Source organism: Pseudomonas sp. Hp2, from assembly GCF_006386585.1.
GTDB lineage: Bacteria > Pseudomonadota > Gammaproteobacteria > Xanthomonadales > Xanthomonadaceae > Pseudomonas_S > Pseudomonas_S boreopolis.
Window position 1 is genome coordinate 16,655 of record NZ_VAHJ01000002.1, and the last position, 16,444, is coordinate 33,098.

12 protein-coding genes are annotated in these 16,444 nt (G+C 69.1%); 8 read left to right on the plus strand and 4 right to left on the minus strand.

Annotation, left to right across the window (positions count from 1 at the left end; all coding sequences use genetic code 11):
- Nucleotides 1-96: 96 nt before the first annotated feature.
- Complete coding sequence (locus FD678_RS05055; protein WP_140720025.1) at nt 97-1,452, minus strand: aspartate aminotransferase family protein; 1,356 nt, start codon at nt 1,450-1,452, stop codon at nt 97-99.
- A gap of 211 nt (nt 1,453-1,663) precedes the next feature.
- Here FD678_RS05055 and FD678_RS05060 point away from each other — a divergent pair, with 211 nt between their 5' ends.
- The 3 genes from FD678_RS05060 to FD678_RS05070 all read left to right on the plus strand — a co-directional run bounded on the left by FD678_RS05060 (nt 1,664) and on the right by FD678_RS05070 (nt 5,199).
- Nucleotides 1,664-2,212, plus strand: coding sequence for a cupin domain-containing protein (locus tag FD678_RS05060; protein ID WP_140720027.1), 549 nt, complete (start codon nt 1,664-1,666; stop codon nt 2,210-2,212).
- Between the two features lie 79 nt (nt 2,213-2,291).
- Nucleotides 2,292-3,794, plus strand: coding sequence for an aldehyde dehydrogenase (locus FD678_RS05065; RefSeq protein ID WP_140720029.1), 1,503 nt, complete (start codon nt 2,292-2,294; stop codon nt 3,792-3,794).
- Nucleotides 3,795-3,912: 118 nt separating this feature from the next.
- Nucleotides 3,913-5,199: an MFS transporter gene (locus FD678_RS05070; RefSeq protein ID WP_140720031.1), complete on the plus strand. Its 1,287-nt coding sequence runs from the start codon at nt 3,913-3,915 to the stop codon at nt 5,197-5,199.
- Nucleotides 5,200-5,278: 79 nt separating this feature from the next.
- Here FD678_RS05070 and FD678_RS05075 read toward each other — a convergent pair whose 3' ends face one another.
- The 3 genes from FD678_RS05075 to FD678_RS05085 form a co-directional block, all read right to left on the minus strand.
- Nucleotides 5,279-6,574 (minus strand): diguanylate cyclase, encoded by a 1,296-nt coding sequence (locus FD678_RS05075; protein WP_140720033.1) that lies wholly within the window; start codon nt 6,572-6,574, stop codon nt 5,279-5,281.
- A gap of 83 nt (nt 6,575-6,657) precedes the next feature.
- The gene (locus FD678_RS05080) at nt 6,658-7,950 is read right to left on the minus strand and encodes an NAD(P)/FAD-dependent oxidoreductase (RefSeq protein ID WP_140720036.1); all 1,293 of its coding nucleotides are present in this window, start codon (nt 7,948-7,950) and stop codon (nt 6,658-6,660) included.
- On the minus strand, nt 7,950-9,329 hold the full coding sequence (locus FD678_RS05085) for a glutamine synthetase family protein (protein ID WP_140720038.1): 1,380 nt from the start codon (nt 9,327-9,329) through the stop codon (nt 7,950-7,952). The genes FD678_RS05080 and FD678_RS05085 overlap by 1 nt, the downstream gene beginning before the upstream one ends.
- A gap of 269 nt (nt 9,330-9,598) precedes the next feature.
- Here FD678_RS05085 and FD678_RS05090 point away from each other — a divergent pair, with 269 nt between their 5' ends.
- From FD678_RS05090 to FD678_RS05110, 5 genes are all read left to right on the plus strand, one after another.
- Entirely contained in the window at nt 9,599-10,354 is a 756-nt protein-coding gene (locus FD678_RS05090) for a gamma-glutamyl-gamma-aminobutyrate hydrolase family protein (protein ID WP_140720040.1), read from the plus strand.
- A gap of 5 nt (nt 10,355-10,359) precedes the next feature.
- Nucleotides 10,360-11,748, plus strand: a complete 1,389-nt coding sequence (locus FD678_RS05095) for a glutamine synthetase family protein (protein WP_140720042.1) — start codon at nt 10,360-10,362, stop codon at nt 11,746-11,748.
- 633 nt (nt 11,749-12,381) lie between these two features.
- Nucleotides 12,382-13,746, plus strand: coding sequence for an aspartate aminotransferase family protein (locus FD678_RS05100; RefSeq protein ID WP_140720044.1), 1,365 nt, complete (start codon nt 12,382-12,384; stop codon nt 13,744-13,746).
- A gap of 77 nt (nt 13,747-13,823) precedes the next feature.
- On the plus strand, nt 13,824-14,963 hold the full coding sequence (locus FD678_RS05105; protein WP_140720046.1) for a polyamine ABC transporter substrate-binding protein: 1,140 nt from the start codon (nt 13,824-13,826) through the stop codon (nt 14,961-14,963).
- Between the two features lie 298 nt (nt 14,964-15,261).
- Nucleotides 15,262-16,377, plus strand: a complete 1,116-nt coding sequence (locus FD678_RS05110; protein WP_372237523.1) for a polyamine ABC transporter substrate-binding protein — start codon at nt 15,262-15,264, stop codon at nt 16,375-16,377.
- The last annotated feature ends 67 nt before the right edge of the window (nt 16,378-16,444 follow it).

Consider the following 16,444-nt stretch of genomic DNA (forward strand, 5'->3'; position numbering starts at 1 on the left):
GGCCGCCTGGGCGGCAAGCCCGGGCGAAACGGTTCTCCGGCCAGTTCGACCCCGGCGCCTACGATGGCCGGCGGACGCGACCCTCGGCCCGTCCGGTCAGGCCACCTGCCGCAACACGCGTCCGAGGATCTCGAACATCTCGCCGATCTGGTCGGGCTCCACGATCAACGGTGGCGACAGCGCGATGACGTCGCCGGTGGCGCGGACCAGCAGGTTGCCTTCGTGGAAGCAGCGTTCCAGCACTTCGTAGCCGCGCGCGCCGGGGGCGCCTTCGCGCGGGGCCAGCTCGATCGCGCCGACCAGGCCGAAGTTGCGGATGTCGATGACGTTCGGGGCGCCCTCGAGCGAATGGATCGCCTGTTCCCAGAGGCCGCCCAGTTCGATCGCCTTCTCGAACAGGCCTTCCTCGGCGTAGGTGTCCAGGGTGGCGAGGGCGGCGGCGCAGGCCAGCGGATGGCCCGAATAGGTATAGCCGTGGAAGAAGTCGATGGCGCTGGCCGGGCCGTGGGTGAAGGCCTCGTGCACCTTGTCGCTCGCGAATACGGCGCCCATCGGCACGGTGCCGTTGGTCAGGCCCTTGGCGGTGGTCATCAGGTCGGGGGCGACGCCGAAGCGTTGCGCGGCGAAAGCCTTGCCGACGCGGCCGAAGCCGGTGATCACCTCGTCGAACACCAGCAGGATGCCGTGGCGGTCGCAGATCTCGCGCAGGCGCTGCAGGTAACCCGCGGGCGGCAACACCACGCCGGCCGAGCCGGAGATCGGTTCGACGAACACCGCGGCGATGGTGGAGGCGTCGTGCAGGGCGATGAGGCGTTCGAGGTCCTCGGCCAGTTCCACGCCGTGCGCGGGCAGGCCGCGCGAGAAGGCATTGCGGCCGATGTCGAGGGTATGGCGCAGGTGGTCGGTGCCCGGCAGCAGCGGACCGAACCACTTGCGGTTGTTGGGCAGTCCGCCGATCGACATGCCGCCGAAGCCGACGCCGTGGTAGGCCTTCTCGCGACCGATGAAGCGGGTGCGCTGGCCTTCGCCGCGCAGGCGGTGGTAGGCCAGCGCCATCTTCATCGCGCTGTCCACCGACTCGGAGCCGGAGTTGGTGAAGAACACGTGCTCCAGGCCTGGCGGCGCGATCGCCTTGAGCCGCTCGGCCAGCACGAACGGCAGCGGCGAGCCCATCTGGAAGGTCGGCGCGAAGTCGAGCGTCGCCACCTGCTTCGCCACCGCCTCGACGATGCGCGGGCGCGCATGGCCGGCGTTGCAGCACCACAGGCCGGCGGTGCCGTCGAGGATCCTGCGGCCGTCCACGCTGCGGTAGTACATGCCCTCGGCGGAGGCCAGCAGGCGCGGGCGCGCCTTGAACTGGGCGTTGGCGGTGAACGGCATCCAGAACGCGTCGAGCGAGGCCGGCGGCTGCTGCGCCAGTTCGGCGAGGGAGGACGGGGATTCGCTGCTCATGAACGCGCTCCGGTCGAGTTGTTGAAAAAACTTTACACCAGCTTGGCCCGGACGGGATCGGATGCTCTGGGGGGCGGCTTCGGCCGCGATGGAGCTTGCCGGTAGAGCCCTATCGCGGCTGAAGCCGCTCCCACAGGATTCCGCATAGTGCGATTGACGCTCGGGGCGGCCCATGTAAAGTATCCGCAACACATCCCCGGTTTCTGGACGCATGGACATCGGCGCACGCCTGCAACTGGTGCGGAGGGCGCATGGGCTCAGCCAGCGCGAGCTCGCCAAGCGCGTGGGCGTGACCAATTCGACGATCTCCCTGATCGAGCAGAACAAGGTCAGCCCGTCGGTCAGCTCGCTGAAGAAGGTGCTGGACGGCATCCCGATCTCGCTGGCCGACTTCTTCACCCACGACCTGCAGATCGGCCCGCCCGACACGCCTTTCTATTCGGCCGACGAGCTGCCGGACGTGGGCAGCGACGGCATCCATTATTTCCTGGTGGGCAAGCATCGCCCGCAGCGCCAGATGTGCATCCTGCGCGAGGTGATGCCGCCCGGCAGCGACACCGGCGAGAGCATGCTGCGCCACGACGGCGAGGAGGGCGGCGTGGTGGTCTGCGGCGAAGTGGAAGTCACGGTCGGCGGGCAGGCACGGGTGCTGCGCGCGGGCGAGGGCTATTACTTCGAGAGCCGCATCCCGCACCGCTTCCGCAACGTCGGCGAAGGCGAGGCGGTCATCGTCAGCGCGAACACGCCGGCTACTTTCTAGTCTTCCGCAGGGGCGGGGCGACAGGTCCTTGCCCTTCGCCTTCGCCCCGCGGGGCGAAGGAACCACAGGAGCAGAGTCGATGAGCACGTCCCGTAACCGCGAACACTGGCAGGCGATGGCCGAGGGTCTTTCGCCGAAGACCCAGGCCTTCATCGACGGCCGCTATGTCGATGCCGCCGACGGCGCGACCTTCGATTGCGTCAGCCCGATCGACGGGCGCGTGCTAGGCCGGGTCGCGGCCGGGTCCGCCCTGGACGTGGACCGCGCGGTGGCCGCCGCGCGGCGCGGTTTCGAGTCCGGGCGCTGGTCCGAGGCCAAGCCCGTGCACCGCAAGAAGGTGCTGCTGAAGCTGGCGCAACTGGTCGAACGGCATGCCGACGAGCTGGCGTTGCTGGAATCGCTCGACATGGGCAAGCCGGTGCGCGACGCGCGCGCGGTGGACCTGGCGGCGACCATCCGGTGCCTGAGCTGGACCGCCGAGGCGCTGGACAAGGTATACGGCGAAATAGCGCCGACCGGTCCGGACGAGCTCGGCCTGGTCACGCGCGAACCGCTCGGCGTGGTCGGCGCGATCGTGCCGTGGAACTTCCCGTTGCTGATGGCGGCCTGGAAGATCGCCCCGGCGCTGGCCACCGGCAACTCGGTGGTGCTCAAGCCGTCGGAGAAGTCGCCGCTGAGCGCGCTGCGGCTGGCCGAACTGGTGGCCGAGGCGGGCGTGCCGGACGGCGTTTTCAACGTGGTGCCCGGCACCGGGCCCGGCGCCGGCGAGCCGCTCGCGCTGCACATGGACGTGGACGGGCTGGTGTTCACCGGCTCGACCGTGGTGGGCCGCAAGCTGCTGCAATACGCCGGCCAGTCCAACATGAAGCGCGCGTACATGGAGTGCGGCGGCAAGAGCCCCAACATCGTGTTCGCCGATGCGCCGGACCTGGACGCGGCCGCCGAGGCCGCCGCCGGCGGCATCTTCTACAACCAGGGCGAGGTCTGCACCGCGGCCTCGCGCCTGCTGGTGGAGCGCTCGATCAAGGACGCCTTCGTCGAGAAGGTGGTCGCCGCGGGGCGCAGGATGCAGCCGCGCCACCCGTTCGAGGACGACGCGGCGATGGGGGCGTTGGTGGACGAGGCGCAGACCCGGCGCGTGCTCGACTACATCGCCAAGGGCAGCGAGGAGGGCGCGCGGCTGGTGCTCGGCGGCAAGCGCGCGGACGTGGTCGCAGGCGGCTGCTACGTGGAGCCGACCGTATTCGACGGGGTGGCGCACGAGCACACCATCTCGCGCGAGGAGATCTTCGGGCCGGTGCTGTCGGTGATCGCCTTCGACGACGAAGCGCACGCGCTGCGCATGGCCAACGACACGCAGTACGGGCTGGCGGCCGGCGTGTGGACCCGCGACATTTCCCGGGCGCACCGGGTCGCGCGCAAGCTGCGCGCCGGCAGCGTCTGGGTCAACTACTGGGATGGCGGCGACATGACCGCGCCGTTCGGCGGCTACAAGCAGTCGGGCAACGGGCGCGACAAATCGCTGCACGCGTTCGACAAGTACACCGAGATCAAGGCGACCTGGATCAACCTCGCGGATTGACCGCCATGGCGAGGCCGGCCGGCGACGCGCGCGCCATACGGTTGCTGCCGCAACCATGCGTGCGCATGCCGCGCCGCATCTGCCAGAATCCCCTGCCTCTTCGAACGACCACCCCCGCATGAGCGTTGCCGCCGTTTCCCAGGCGCCGACCAATTCGCCCGCCCGCGTGCTGTTGGCGAGCCTGGTCGGCACCACCATCGAGTTCTTCGATTTCTACATCTACGCCACCGCCGCGGTGCTGGTGTTCCCGCACCTGTTCTTCCCGCCGGCCAGCGCGACCGCGCAGCAGCTCGCCTCGCTGGCGACCTTCGCGGTGGCGTTCGTCGCGCGCCCGGTGGGCTCGGCGCTGTTCGGCCACTTCGGCGACCGGATCGGGCGCAAGGCGACGCTGGTGGCGGCACTGTTGACGATGGGCATCTCGACCGTGGTGATCGGCCTGCTGCCGACCTATGCGCAGATCGGCATCGCCGCGCCGGCCTTGCTGACCCTGTGCCGTTTCGGCCAGGGCATGGGGCTGGGCGGGGAGTGGGGCGGAGCGGTGCTGCTGGCGACCGAGAACGCGCCGCCGGGCAAGCGCGCCTGGTACGGGATGTTCCCGCAGCTCGGCGCGCCGCTGGGCTTCCTGCTCTCGGCCGGCACCTTCCTGGTGCTGGGCGCATTGCTGTCGCAGGACCAGTTCATGAGCTGGGGCTGGCGCGTGCCGTTCCTGTCCAGCGCGCTGCTGGTGATCCTGGGGCTGTGGGTGCGCCTGAGCATCACCGAGACGCCGGACTTCCAGCGGGCGCTGGAGCGCAACGAACAGGTGCGCGTGCCGTTCGGGGTGGTCGTGCGCAAGCACATGGGGCCGGTGCTTGCGGGCACGTTCGGCGCGTTGGCGACCTTCGTCCTGTTCTACCTGATGACGGTGTTCGCGCTCGGCTACGGCACCACCACGCTCGGCTACAGTCGCCAGCAGTTCCTGCTGTTGCAGATGGTGGGCATGCTGTTCTTCGCGCTGGGCATCCCGCTGTCGGCCCTGTACGGCGACCGCACCAGCGCACGCCGTTCGATGGCGGTGGCCAGCGCGTGCATCGTGGCGTTCGGGCTGCTGTTCTCCACGCTGTTCCAGTCCGGCCATCCGTTGATGGTGCTGGCGTTCCTGGCGATCGGGCTGTTCGTCATGGGCTGGACCTACGGTCCGGTGGGAACGCTGCTGTCGGAGCTGTACCCCGTGGAGGTGCGCTACACCGGCTCGTCGATGTCGTTCAACCTGGCCGGGGTGCTCGGTGCCGCGCCGGCCGCGCCGCTGGCGACCTGGCTGGCGGCGACGTATGGCTTGAAGTCGGTGGGCTGGTACCTGAGCTCGATGGCGGTGGTGACGCTGCTGGCGCTGATGGCCGCGCGCCGGCATTCCAGCGTGGCGTGAATGGTGGGGGCTGTAGGAGCGGCTTTCTTGTGGGAGCGGCTGAAGCCGCTCCCACAAGAAAGCCGCTCCTGCGATAGGGTCAGGCAGCGAAGCGGACCTGGTTGCGGCCGCCGGCCTTGGCCAGGTACAGGTGCTTGTCGGCCTCGCCGAGCATGTCGTGCAGCGTCCAGTCCTCCGAGTGCGCGGTGCACAGGCCGATGCTGACCGTCATCCGCAGGACGTCCGTGCCGACCGGGATGCGCAACGCGCCGATCCGCTCGCGCAGCGCTTCGAAGTAGCCGGCCGCGCCGGCGGCATCGAGGCCGGGCACCAACAGGCAGAATTCCTCGCCGCCGAAGCGCGCGACCAGGTCCTGTGGCCGCGCATGCTCGGATACCGAGGCCGCCACGGCGCGCAGCGCGTGGTCGCCGGCCTCGTGGCCCCAGGTGTCGTTGATGTGCTTGAAGTGGTCGATGTCGAGCATCGCCGCGGTGACCGCCTTCCGTTCGGCCAGCAGCCTCGGCAGGAGGCGCTGGCTCTGTTCGAGGAAGTGGCGGCGATTGGGCAGCCCGGTGAGGTAGTCGCGCGTGGCCAGGTCCTGCAGGGTGCCGATCAGCTCCAGCTGGTCCACGTTCTGCGAGACGCGGCAGAAGAATTCCTCGCGCGAGAACGGCTTGCGCAGGAAGTCGTTGGCGCCGTTCTTCAGGAAGCGCGGGATCAGCGAGGCGTCGTTGTTGCCGGACAGCCCGATCACCGCGACCTTGTCGCGCGCGCGCAGCGCCCGCAGGCGGCGGGTGAATTCCACGCCTTCCATGCCCGGCATGTCCTGGTCGACCACCGCCAGGCGGATCCTCGGGTCCTGCTCGATCGCCTTCAGGCCCTGCGCGCCGTCGGCGGCCACGACCACCTTGTAGCCGTACATCTCCAGCAGCGCGGTGGCGTAGGTACGGGCCGACAACGAGTCGTCCACCACCAGCGCCGAGATGCGGCGGTTGCGGTCCAGGCGCTGCACCAGCCAGGTCAGGTAGTCGATGCTGCCCGGCGCGTTCTTCAGCACGTAGTCGATGATCTGCTGCTGCAGCACGCGCTTGCGCAGGTCCTCGTCGTAGACGCCGCTGACCACGACCGTGGGCAGGCCGCGCGAGACGAAGAACTCCACCACCTGGTCGCGGTCGCCGTCGACCAGCACCAGGCCGGTCAGCACCAGGAACCAGCCGTCCTCCTCCTCCAGCACGCGCGCGGCCTCGGCCAGCGTGGAGACCACCGTGACCGGCAGCTCCACCCGCGACTCGATCGCCTCGCGCAGCATGCCCGTGAAGGCGCGCGAGTTCTCCACCAGCAGGACGCGCTGCGGCAGCGGATCGCCTTCGGGAGCTCGAGCGGAGGGGACGGGCATCGAGTGACGTATGGGGAAGTAACGTGCCGCGTCCATATCGGCCAGATCCGGCAAAGCTTGAGATAATTGTGACGGATTTCGCGTTATGGGAGCAGGTCGCGCAGGCGATACCAGCTCATCGCCGCCACCAGCAGCGGGGTGCGCAGCAGCCGGCCGCCGGGGAAGGGCCGGTGCGGGATGCGCTCGAACACGTCCAGGCGCCGGGATTGCCCGGCGATGGCCTCGGCGATGACGGTGCCGGCCAGGCCGCTCGCCGCGACGCCGTGGCCCGAGAAGCCCTGGGCGAAATACAGGTTCGGCGCCAGCCGCCCCCAGTGCGGGGCGCGGTTGAGCGAGATGTCGACGTAGCCGCCCCACAGGTAGTCCAGCCCGACGTCCCCCAACTGCGGGAACACCCGGTGCATGCGCCGGGTCATCAGGCCCCTCAGGCCGGGCGGCGGCAGCGAGGAGTAGCTGGCGCGGCCGCCGAACAGCAGGCGGTGGTCGCGGCTGAGCCGGTAGTAGTCGAGCGCCCAGTTGGTGTCGGCCACCGCCATGTCGTTGCGGATCAGGGCCCGGGCGCGCTCGGCGCCCAGCGGCGGGGTGGCGCCGATGTAGGTGCCGACCGGCATGATCCGCGCTTCCAGCTCCGGCGCGACGCCGCGCAGCCAGGCGTTGCCGGCGATCACCGCGAACTCCGCCCGCACCTGGCCACGCGCGGTGTGCAGCACCGGCCGGGCGCCGCGCTCCAGCCGCGTCACCGCCGAATGCTCGAAGATGCGCACCCCGGCGGCCAGCGCGGCGCGCGCCAGGCCCAGCGCATAGGCGAGCGGATGCAGGTGGCCGCTGGCGGCGTCGTACATCGCGCCGAGGTAGAGGTCGCTGGCCAGCTCCCGGCGCAGGCGCGCGCGGTCCCACCATTCCAGCGGGTAGTCGTAGCGCTCGGCCATGTGCGCGATGCCGGCACGCAAGGCGCGCTCCTGGCGCGGCTTGAGCGGGACGTGGGCATGGCCGTCGCGCCAGTCGCAGTCGATGCCGTGGCGGGCGATGCGCTCGCGCAGCATCCGCATGCCGTCGCGCGAGAAGTCGAACAGCAGCCGCGCCTCGTCCGGCCCGAGCAGGTTCTCCAGCGCGTCCTGCTCGCAGCCGTAGCCGACGATGGCCTGCCCGCCGTTGCGCCCGGAAGCGCCCCAGCCGATGCGCCGGGCCTCGAGCACGGCCACGCGGTAGCCGGCTTCGGCCAATGCCAGCGCGGCGGTCAGGCCGGTATAGCCGGCGCCGAGGATGCAGACGTCGGCGGTCTCCGCGCCCTGCAGGGCCGCCTGCGGCGGCAACGGCGCCGTGCTGGCCGCGTACCAGCTGTCGGGATAGCCCTCTTCGCGCGCGCGGCTGGCCATCACACCGTGCGCAGGTACCAGGCGTAGTCCAGGTCGGTCACCCGGGCCTGGAAGTCCAGCATCTCGCGTCGCTTCTGCTGGCCGTAGACATGCCGGAAGCGCTCGCCGAACGCCTGGGCGACGAAGTCGCTGGCCAGGAAGCGCGCGATCGCCTCCTGCCAGCCCGGGCTGCGGCACTCGGCCTGTTCGTAGGCATTGCCGACGACCGGCGGGCCCGGATCGAGCCGGCGCTCGATGCCGTCCAGCATGCCGGCCAGCACCGCCGCGGCGACCAGGTAGGGATTGGCGTCGGCGCCGGCGATGCGGTGTTCGATGCGGGTGTTGCGCGGATCGCTGTGCGGGATGCGCAGCGCGACGGTGCGGTTGTTGAAGCCCCAGCTGTCGTTGAGCGGCACGAACGCGTTCGGCACGAAGCGCCGGTAGCTGTTGGCGTGCGGGGCGAACAGCAGCAGCGAATCGGCGGCGGCGCGCTGCAGGCCTGCCACCGCGTGGCGCAGCGCTTCGGCCGGCGCGTCCGGCGTGCCCGCGAAGACGTTGCGGCCGGCGTCGTCGAGCAGGCTGGCGTGCAGGTGCAGCCCGCTGCCGGACTGGCCGGCGAACGGCTTGGCCATGAAGCTGGCGAGCGCGCCCTGCTGCTGCGCGATCGCCTTGATCGTGCGCTTGAGGAAGATCGCGTCGTCGCAGGCGGCCAGCGCGTCGTCGCGGTGCTTGAGGTTGATCTCGAACTGGCCCGGCGCGTATTCGGCCACGGCCGTGTCGGCGGGTACGCGCTGCTCGCGGCAGGCGGCGGCGACCGCGTCGGTGAAGGCGCGATGGTCGTCCAGCTCCGGCATGTAGTAGACCTGCGTGCCGTCGCCGCGCTGGCCGGTGCGCGGGTCGCGCAGGGTCTGCGGGCGGCCGTGCGCGTCGGGTGCGGCATCGAACAGGTAGAACTCCAGCTCGACCGCGACCACCGGCGTGAGGCCGCGCGCGCGGTAGCGCTCCAGCACGCGCGCCAGCACCGCGCGCGGATTGGCCTCGAACGCGCCGCCGCGCCCGTCCTCCATCGACAGCAGCAACTGCGCCATCGGCCGCGGCGACCACGGCACCGGGCGCAGCGTGCCGGGTACCGGGCGGCACAATCGGTCCTCGTCGCCGATGTCGTAGCCCAGGCCGGTCTCCTCGACCGTGTCGCCGGTGATGTGCGCGGCCAGCAGCGACATCGGCAGGCAGACGCCGTCCGCGTAGACCTTCTCCAGCGATTCGCGGATCACGCGCTTGCCGCGCAGCAGGCCGTTGGTGTCGGGCAGCAGCAGGTCGACCAGTTCGCAGCCGTCGATCCGGCGCAGGGTCTCGGCGTCTTCCGGGGGCAGGGACGAAGCGGCGGGATTCGTGGTCATGACGGGCGCCTGCGGGGTCTGGCCGAGCTTAGCAGAGCGGAGGGTGTGTCAAGAATACTCAACGCCCCGGCTTTCCCTTCTTCCACCGGGAGAAGGTGCCCCGAAGGGGCGGACGAGGGTACGGGCGAAGCCTCCTGCAGCCTGGCGACGCAGGACTGCGCCCGCACCTCACCCCAAGCCCTCTCCCGCCGGGAGAGGGCCATGCGTGCGTTGTTGCAAAAATAAAACGCCCAAGGTAGGTTGCCGAAAAGCCCATCGAGCCCCATCGCATGGCCTTCCCGCCGCTGGTCGGCCTGCCGACCGACCGCAAGATGATCGGAGCGCATCCGTTCCTCGCCACCGGCGAGAAGTACGTGCGCGCGGTGGTGGAAGGCGCCGGCGCCACGCCGGTGCTGTTGCCGGCCTTGCAGCCGCCGGTCGATCCGGGGCTCTGGCTCGATCGCCTGGACGGGCTGCTGCTCACCGGTGCGGTCAGCAACATCGAGCCGCACCACTACGGCCCCGAACCGAGCTGGGAGGGCAACCTGCACGATCCCGCGCGCGACGCCAACACGCTGGCGCTGGTCCCGCAGGCGGTGGCGCGCGGCCTGCCGGTCCTGGCGATCTGCCGCGGATTGCAGGAGGTCAACGTCGCTTGCGGCGGCACCCTGTACCAGAAGGTGCACGAGGTGGACGGCATGGACGACCACCGCGAGGACATCGAGGCCGCGCTGGAAGTGCAGTACGGCCCGGCGCATCCGGTGCATCTGCAACCGGGCGGCTTGCTGGCCGGCATCGCCGGCACGACCGAGGTCCGCGTCAACTCGCTGCATGGGCAGGGCATCGCGCGCCTGGGCGGGGGATTGGCGGTGGAGGCGACCTCGCCCGACGGCCTGGTCGAGGCCTTCCGCGGCATCGGCACGCCGTTCCTGCTGGCCGTGCAGTGGCATCCGGAATGGCGCGTCACCGAAAACCCGTTCTACCTCGGCATATTCCAGGCCTTCGGCGAAGCGTGTCGTCGCTACGCCGCCCAACGCAGCCGCTGAATCCCATGACCACCCGCCCGCGCCCCCGCAAGGCCGCCCCTCCTGTCCAACCCGAAAGCTCGCTGCTGCGCTGGCTGAAGGAGCGCCGCATCACCGAGGTGGAATGCCTGGTGCCGGACATCACCGGCAACGCGCGCGGCAAGATCATCCCGGCCGACAAGTTCAGCCACGACTACGGCACGCGCCTGCCGGAAGGGATCTTCGCCACCACCGTCACCGGCGACTACCCGGACGACTATTACGAACTGACCTCGCCGTCGGATTCGGACATGCACCTGCGCCCGGACCCGGACACGGTGCGCATGGTGCCGTGGGCCACCGACCCGACCGCGCAGATCATCCACGACTGCTATACCCGCGACGGCACGCCGCACGAGCTGGCGCCGCGCAACGTGCTGCGGCGCGTGCTCGATGCCTACGCGGCGGAGGGCCTGCAGCCGGTGGTGGCGCCGGAGCTGGAGTTCTTCCTGGTGCAGAAGAACACCGATCCGGATTTCCCGCTGCTGCCGCCGGCCGGCCGCTCCGGGCGGGCCGAGACCGCGCGCCAGTCGTACTCGATCGACGCGGTCAACGAGTTCGACCCGATCCTGGACCTGATGTACGACTACTGCGATGCGATGGAGCTGGACGTGGATACGCTGATCCACGAGTCCGGCGCCGCGCAGCTGGAGGTGAACTTCACCCACAGCGACGCGATGTCGCGGGCCGACCAGGTGTTCCTGTTCAAGCGCACGATGCGCGAGGCGGCGATGCGCCATGGCGTCTATGCCACCTTCCTGGCCAAGCCGATGGAGAACGAGCCGGGCAGCGCGATGCACATCCACCAGAGCCTGGTGCGGGCGAGCGACGGGCAGAACGTCTTCAGCGGCGGCAGGTCGGGGGAGTTCAGCCGCACCTTCGCGCACTATCTGGGCGGATTGCAGAAGTACGTGCCGATGGCGATGGCGTTCTTCGCGCCGAACGTGAATTCCTATCGCAGGCTGGTGTTCGGTGAGGTGTCGCCGAGCAATGTGCTGTGGGGCTACGACAACCGCACCTGCGGGTTGCGCGTGCCGTTCGATACGCCCGAGAACATGCGGGTGGAGAGCCGCTTTGCCGGTTCGGACGCCAATCCGTACCTGGCGATGGCGGCGACGCTGGCCTGCGGCCTGCTCGGGATCCGCGAGAAGCTGGAGCCGACCGAGCCGATCACCGGCAGCGGCAAGGAGGAGGGCTACGATCTGCCGCGGTCGTTGGGCGAGGCGTTGGACGAGTTGGAGGGGTGCGTGCCGTTGCAGGAGATGCTGGGGCAGCGGTTCGTGCGTGCCTACGTGTCGGTGAAGCGGAAGGAGTACGAGACGTTTTTCCGGGTGATCAGTTCGTGGGAACGGGAGTTCCTGTTGTTGAATGTTTGAGGCGTTGAGTGCTTGAGGGGCAGGGGTTGGCTCGAGCCACTCTCCCCTCGGGGCGATAAGGCACGGCTTGCGCGCCACTGGCGCGCGTGCCTTTGAGCGTCCACTCCGCTGGTGTGGGCCGGGGCGGTTGGGGTGAGGGTGCGAGGGAAGCCTCGCATTGTTCGAGGTCTTGTGGGTTCTCTTGCGTAACAGCAACAGCAACAGCAACAGCTTTCGCCTTTGGCGAGTCACTTTTCTTTGCTTGTGCACGCGCGCCGCAGGAGCGGCGCCGCACGGCGAAGCCGGCCCGAAGGGCGCGGCACAAGGATGTGCCGCGTAAAGAAAAGTAACCAAAAGAAGCGCTTCACAGCAGCCGAACGGCTGATCAAGCACACCCCGCCTGCGCGCCCGCAGCTGCGCTGCGGGTCCGCGGAGCCGGCGGGATTTTTCGACGCGACATCCTGTCGCGGCGAAAAACGACGCACATCCCTGTGCGTCGCCCTTCGGGTTTTTCCCGCCGTCTCCGCCGCTTCGGAGGGGCCCCGGTAAGTCAAAGGCGGGAAGCCAAGGCAACATCACGAGCAACGGCAACGGCAACGGCAACGGCAACGGCAACAGCAACAGCAAAAATCAAAAGCGATAGCGGAGATGGCGATGGACCCGATTCAAACGCGGACCCTGCAGGACCTGGATGCAGCCCACCACCTGCATCCGTTCAACGACAACGCGGCGCTGGCGAAGAAGGGCACGCGCATCCTGACGCGGGGCGAGGGCGTCTACGTGTGGGATGCGGAGGGGCACCAGTTGCTGGACGCGTTCGCCGGGCTGTGGTGCGTCAACATCGGTTACGGCCGGGCCGAGCTGGGCGAGGCGGCGGCGCGGCAGATGGAGGAGCTGGCCTACTACAACAGCTTCTTCCAGTGCACCACCGAGCCGACCATCCGCCTGGCCGCCAAGCTCGCCGAGCTGGCGCCCGGCGACATCAACCACGCCTTCTTCACCAACTCCGGTTCGGAGGCCAACGACACCATCCTGCGGCTGGTGCGGCATTTCTGGGCGGTGCAGGGCAAGCCGCAGAAGCAGGTCTTCATCGGGCGCCACGACGGCTACCACGGCACCACCATGGCCGGCGCCAGCCTCGGCGGGATGAAGGGCATGCACAAGCAGGGCGGCCTGCCGATCCCGGGCATCGCGCACATCGATCCGCCGTACTGGTTCGGCGACGGCGGCGACACGGACCCGGAGGAGTACGGCCTGCTCGCCGCGCGGCGGCTGGAAGACAAGATCCTCGAGCTGGGCCCGGACAACGTTGCCGCCTTCATCGGCGAGCCGATCATGGGCGCCATCGGCGTGTACATCCCGCCGCGCAGCTACTGGCCCGAGATCGAGCGGATCTGCCGCAGGTACGACGTGCTGCTGGTCGCCGACGAGGTGATCTGCGGCTTCGGCCGCACCGGGCAGTGGTTCGGCTCGCAGTACTTCGGTTTCCAGCCGGACGTGATGACCATCGCCAAGGGCATCACCTCCGGCTACATCCCGCTCGGCGCGGCGATGTTCAACGACCGCGTCGCGGGCGTGCTGAAGGAGCAGGGCGGCGAGCTGGCGCACGGTTGCACCTATTCGGGGCATCCGGTCTGCACCGCCGTGGCGCTGGAGAACCTGCGGATCATGCAGGAAGAGCGCATCGTCGAGACCGCGCGCGAGCGGATCGCGCCCTACCTGGCCCAGCGCTGGGCCGAGCTGGGCGGGCACCGGCTGGTCGGCGAGGCGCGCATTGCCGGGTTGATGGGGGCGCTCGAACTGGTGCCGGACAAGCGCCGGCGTGGCTACTTCGACGAGCGCGGCAAGGTCGGCGCGCTGTGCCGCGACATCGCGCTCCGCCATGGCCTGATCCTGCGCGCGACCAACGATGCGATGCTGTTGTCGCCGCCGCTGGTGATCACCCGGGCCCAGGTCGACGAACTGTTCGACAAGGCCTGGAAGGCGCTGGACGACACCGCCGCGGCGCTGGGCAAATAGCCCGGCGCTGGGTAGGCTGGCGTAGTCCCGGCCCACGGCCGACCCCACCCTCATAGCGGGATCTTGTGGAGACCACGATGAAGCTGCGAATCCTGACCGTCGCCCTCGCCACCACGCTGCTGGCCGCCTGCGGCGGCAAGCCCGAGGCCGGCGCCAATGCCGATGCCGGCAAGCCCGCCGGCGCCGAGGAGAAGGTCCTCAACGTCTACAACTACTCCGACTACATCGCCGAGGACACCGTCCCCAACTTCGAGAAGGCGACCGGCATCAAGGTCGTCTACGACGTGTTCGACAGCGACGAGATGGTCGAGGCCAAGCTGCTGGCCGGCGGCAGCGGCTACGACGTGGTGGTGCCGACGCTCAATTTCTTCGGCCGCCAGATCAAGGCCGGCGTGTTCCTGCCGCTGGACAAGAGCAAGATCCCGAACCTGGCCAACCTCGACCCGGACGTGATGAAGCGCATCGCGCAGCAGGATCCGGGCAACGCGTACGGCGTGCCGTACATGATCGGCACCACCGGCATCGGCTACAACGTCGACAAGCTCAAGGAGCGCTTCGGCGGCAGCACCGACATCGCCGGCAGCTGGGACCTGATCTTCAAGCCGGAGAACATCGGCAAGATGAAGGACTGCGGCGTGACGATCCTCGATACGCCCTCCGACCTGCTGCCGATCGCGCTGAACTACCTGGGCCTGGACCCGCACAGCCAGAAGCCGGAGGAACTGCAGAAGGCCGCCGACCTGATCAAGGGGATCCGCCCGTACGTGCAGAACTTCCATTCCAGCCAGTACGTCAGCTCGCTCGCCAACGGCAGCACCTGCCTGGCCGTGGGCTGGTCCGGCGACATCATCCAGGCCCGCGACCGCGCCGACGAGGCCGGCAACGGCGTGCACGTGGCCTACTCGATCCCGAAGGAGGGCGCGCCGCAGTGGTTCGACATGCTGGCGATCCCCAAGGACGCCAAGCACCCGGAAAACGCCTACGCGTTCATCAACTACCTGCTGACGCCGGAAGTGGCCGCGGCCAACACCAACTTCATCCACTACGCCAATCCGGTGCCGAAGGCGACCCCGCTGGTGGCCGAGGACATCCGCAACGACCCGACGATCTACCCGCCGGACGAGGTGAAGGCCAAGATGTTCACCTACGCGATCAATCCGCCGGAAGTGGACCAGCTGTACACGCGGCTGTGGACGGAGATCAAGACGGGGCGTTGATGCCCAGGGGCTGTTTGCATTCATGAGTGATCGTGGGAGGGGCTCCGGTCCCGGCGCTTTGCTGGCAGAGCCCGCCGGGACCGGAGTCCCTCCCGCATGGCCCCCGCGCCATGGCGCAAGCTGGGTTCTGTCGCCGCGGCGGACAGGGGGCTTCATCGCAAGGTTCAAGGTGTACGGGCGCCGCCGGTGAGAGCGGCGTTCGCGCGGCAAGGGGGAGGGCAACACCGGGCGTCCGCAACGGCGCCTGCCTACCGCCGCCTGCGGGCGGCCCATGGAGACCACGATGAAGCAACATGCGATGTGGATGGCGCTGGCCGCGGTGTGTCTGGCCGGTTGCGGGGGAAGCGGCGAGAGCGCGGGCGACGCGGATGCCCCGGCGTCGCCCGAAGCGAAGGTATTGAACGTCTACAACTGGTCGGACTACATCGCGACCGACACGGTCCCGAACTTCGAGAAGGCCAGCGGCGTCAAGGTCGCCTACGACGTGTTCGACAGCAACGAGGTCCTTGAGGCCAAGCTGCTGGCCGGCGGCAGCGGCTACGACGTGGTGGTGCCCTCGCTGAGCTTCCTGGGGCGGCAGATCCAGGCCGGCGTGTTCCAGCCGCTGGACCGCAGCAAGATCCCCAACTGGAACAACCTCGATCCGGAGATGATGAAGCGCATCGCGCAGCAGGATCCGGGCAACCGGTACGCGGTGCCGTACCTGTGGGGCACCACCGGCATCGGCTACAACATCGACAAGGTCAAGGCGGCCTTCGGCAGCACCGACGTGGTGAACAGCTGGGACCTGGTGTTCAAGCCGGAGAACATCGCCAAGCTCAAGGACTGCGGCGTCACCATCCTCGACACCGCTTCGGAGATCGTGCCGACCACCTTGCACTACCTGGGCGAGGACCCCAACAGCACCGATCCGGCGGTGATCGCCAAGGCCGCGGCCAAGCTCAAGGAAATCCGCCCCTACATCCAGAACTTCCACTCCAGCCAGTACATCGACGCGCTGGCCAAGGGCACCACCTGCCTGGTGGTGGGCTGGTCGGGCGACATCCTGCAGGCACGCGACCGCGCCGAGGAGGCCGGCAACGGGGTCCGCATCGGTTATTCGATCCCGAAGGAAGGCGCCTTGCAGTTCTTCGACATGCTGGCGATCCCCAAGGACGCCAAGCACCCGGAGAACGCCTATGCGTTCATCAACTACCTGCTGACGCCGGAAGTGGCGGCCGCCAATACCAACTTCGTCAGCTATCCCAACCCGGTGCCGGCCGCCACGCCCCTGATCGAGGCCGCGATCCGCGACGACAAGACCATCTACCCGCCGCCGGAGACCATGGCCAAGCTGTTCGGCCTGAAGATCATGCCGCCGGAAGTGGATCGCCAGTACACCCGGCTGTGGACCGAGCTCAAGACGGGGCATTGACGCCCGGCCGGGGGAGATGAACGGGCGGCCGCGGCCCGGCGCGGCCGCCCTTCTCAATCTGTACCCG

Coding starts and splice junctions, on each gene's coding strand:
- FD678_RS05055 (WP_140720025.1), bottom strand. CDS start 1,452: ATGAGCAGCGAATCCCCGTCCTCCCTCGCCGAACTGGCGCAGCAGCCG.
- FD678_RS05060 (WP_140720027.1), top strand. CDS start 1,664: ATGGACATCGGCGCACGCCTGCAACTGGTGCGGAGGGCGCATGGGCTC.
- FD678_RS05100 (WP_140720044.1), top strand. CDS start 12,382: ATGGACCCGATTCAAACGCGGACCCTGCAGGACCTGGATGCAGCCCAC.
- FD678_RS05065 (WP_140720029.1), top strand. CDS start 2,292: ATGAGCACGTCCCGTAACCGCGAACACTGGCAGGCGATGGCCGAGGGT.
- FD678_RS05075 (WP_140720033.1), bottom strand. CDS start 6,574: ATGCCCGTCCCCTCCGCTCGAGCTCCCGAAGGCGATCCGCTGCCGCAG.
- FD678_RS05085 (WP_140720038.1), bottom strand. CDS start 9,329: ATGACCACGAATCCCGCCGCTTCGTCCCTGCCCCCGGAAGACGCCGAG.
- FD678_RS05110 (WP_372237523.1), top strand. CDS start 15,262: ATGTGGATGGCGCTGGCCGCGGTGTGTCTGGCCGGTTGCGGGGGAAGC.
- FD678_RS05070 (WP_140720031.1), top strand. CDS start 3,913: ATGAGCGTTGCCGCCGTTTCCCAGGCGCCGACCAATTCGCCCGCCCGC.
- FD678_RS05080 (WP_140720036.1), bottom strand. CDS start 7,950: ATGGCCAGCCGCGCGCGCGAAGAGGGCTATCCCGACAGCTGGTACGCG.
- FD678_RS05105 (WP_140720046.1), top strand. CDS start 13,824: ATGAAGCTGCGAATCCTGACCGTCGCCCTCGCCACCACGCTGCTGGCC.
- FD678_RS05095 (WP_140720042.1), top strand. CDS start 10,360: ATGACCACCCGCCCGCGCCCCCGCAAGGCCGCCCCTCCTGTCCAACCC.
- FD678_RS05090 (WP_140720040.1), top strand. CDS start 9,599: ATGGCCTTCCCGCCGCTGGTCGGCCTGCCGACCGACCGCAAGATGATC.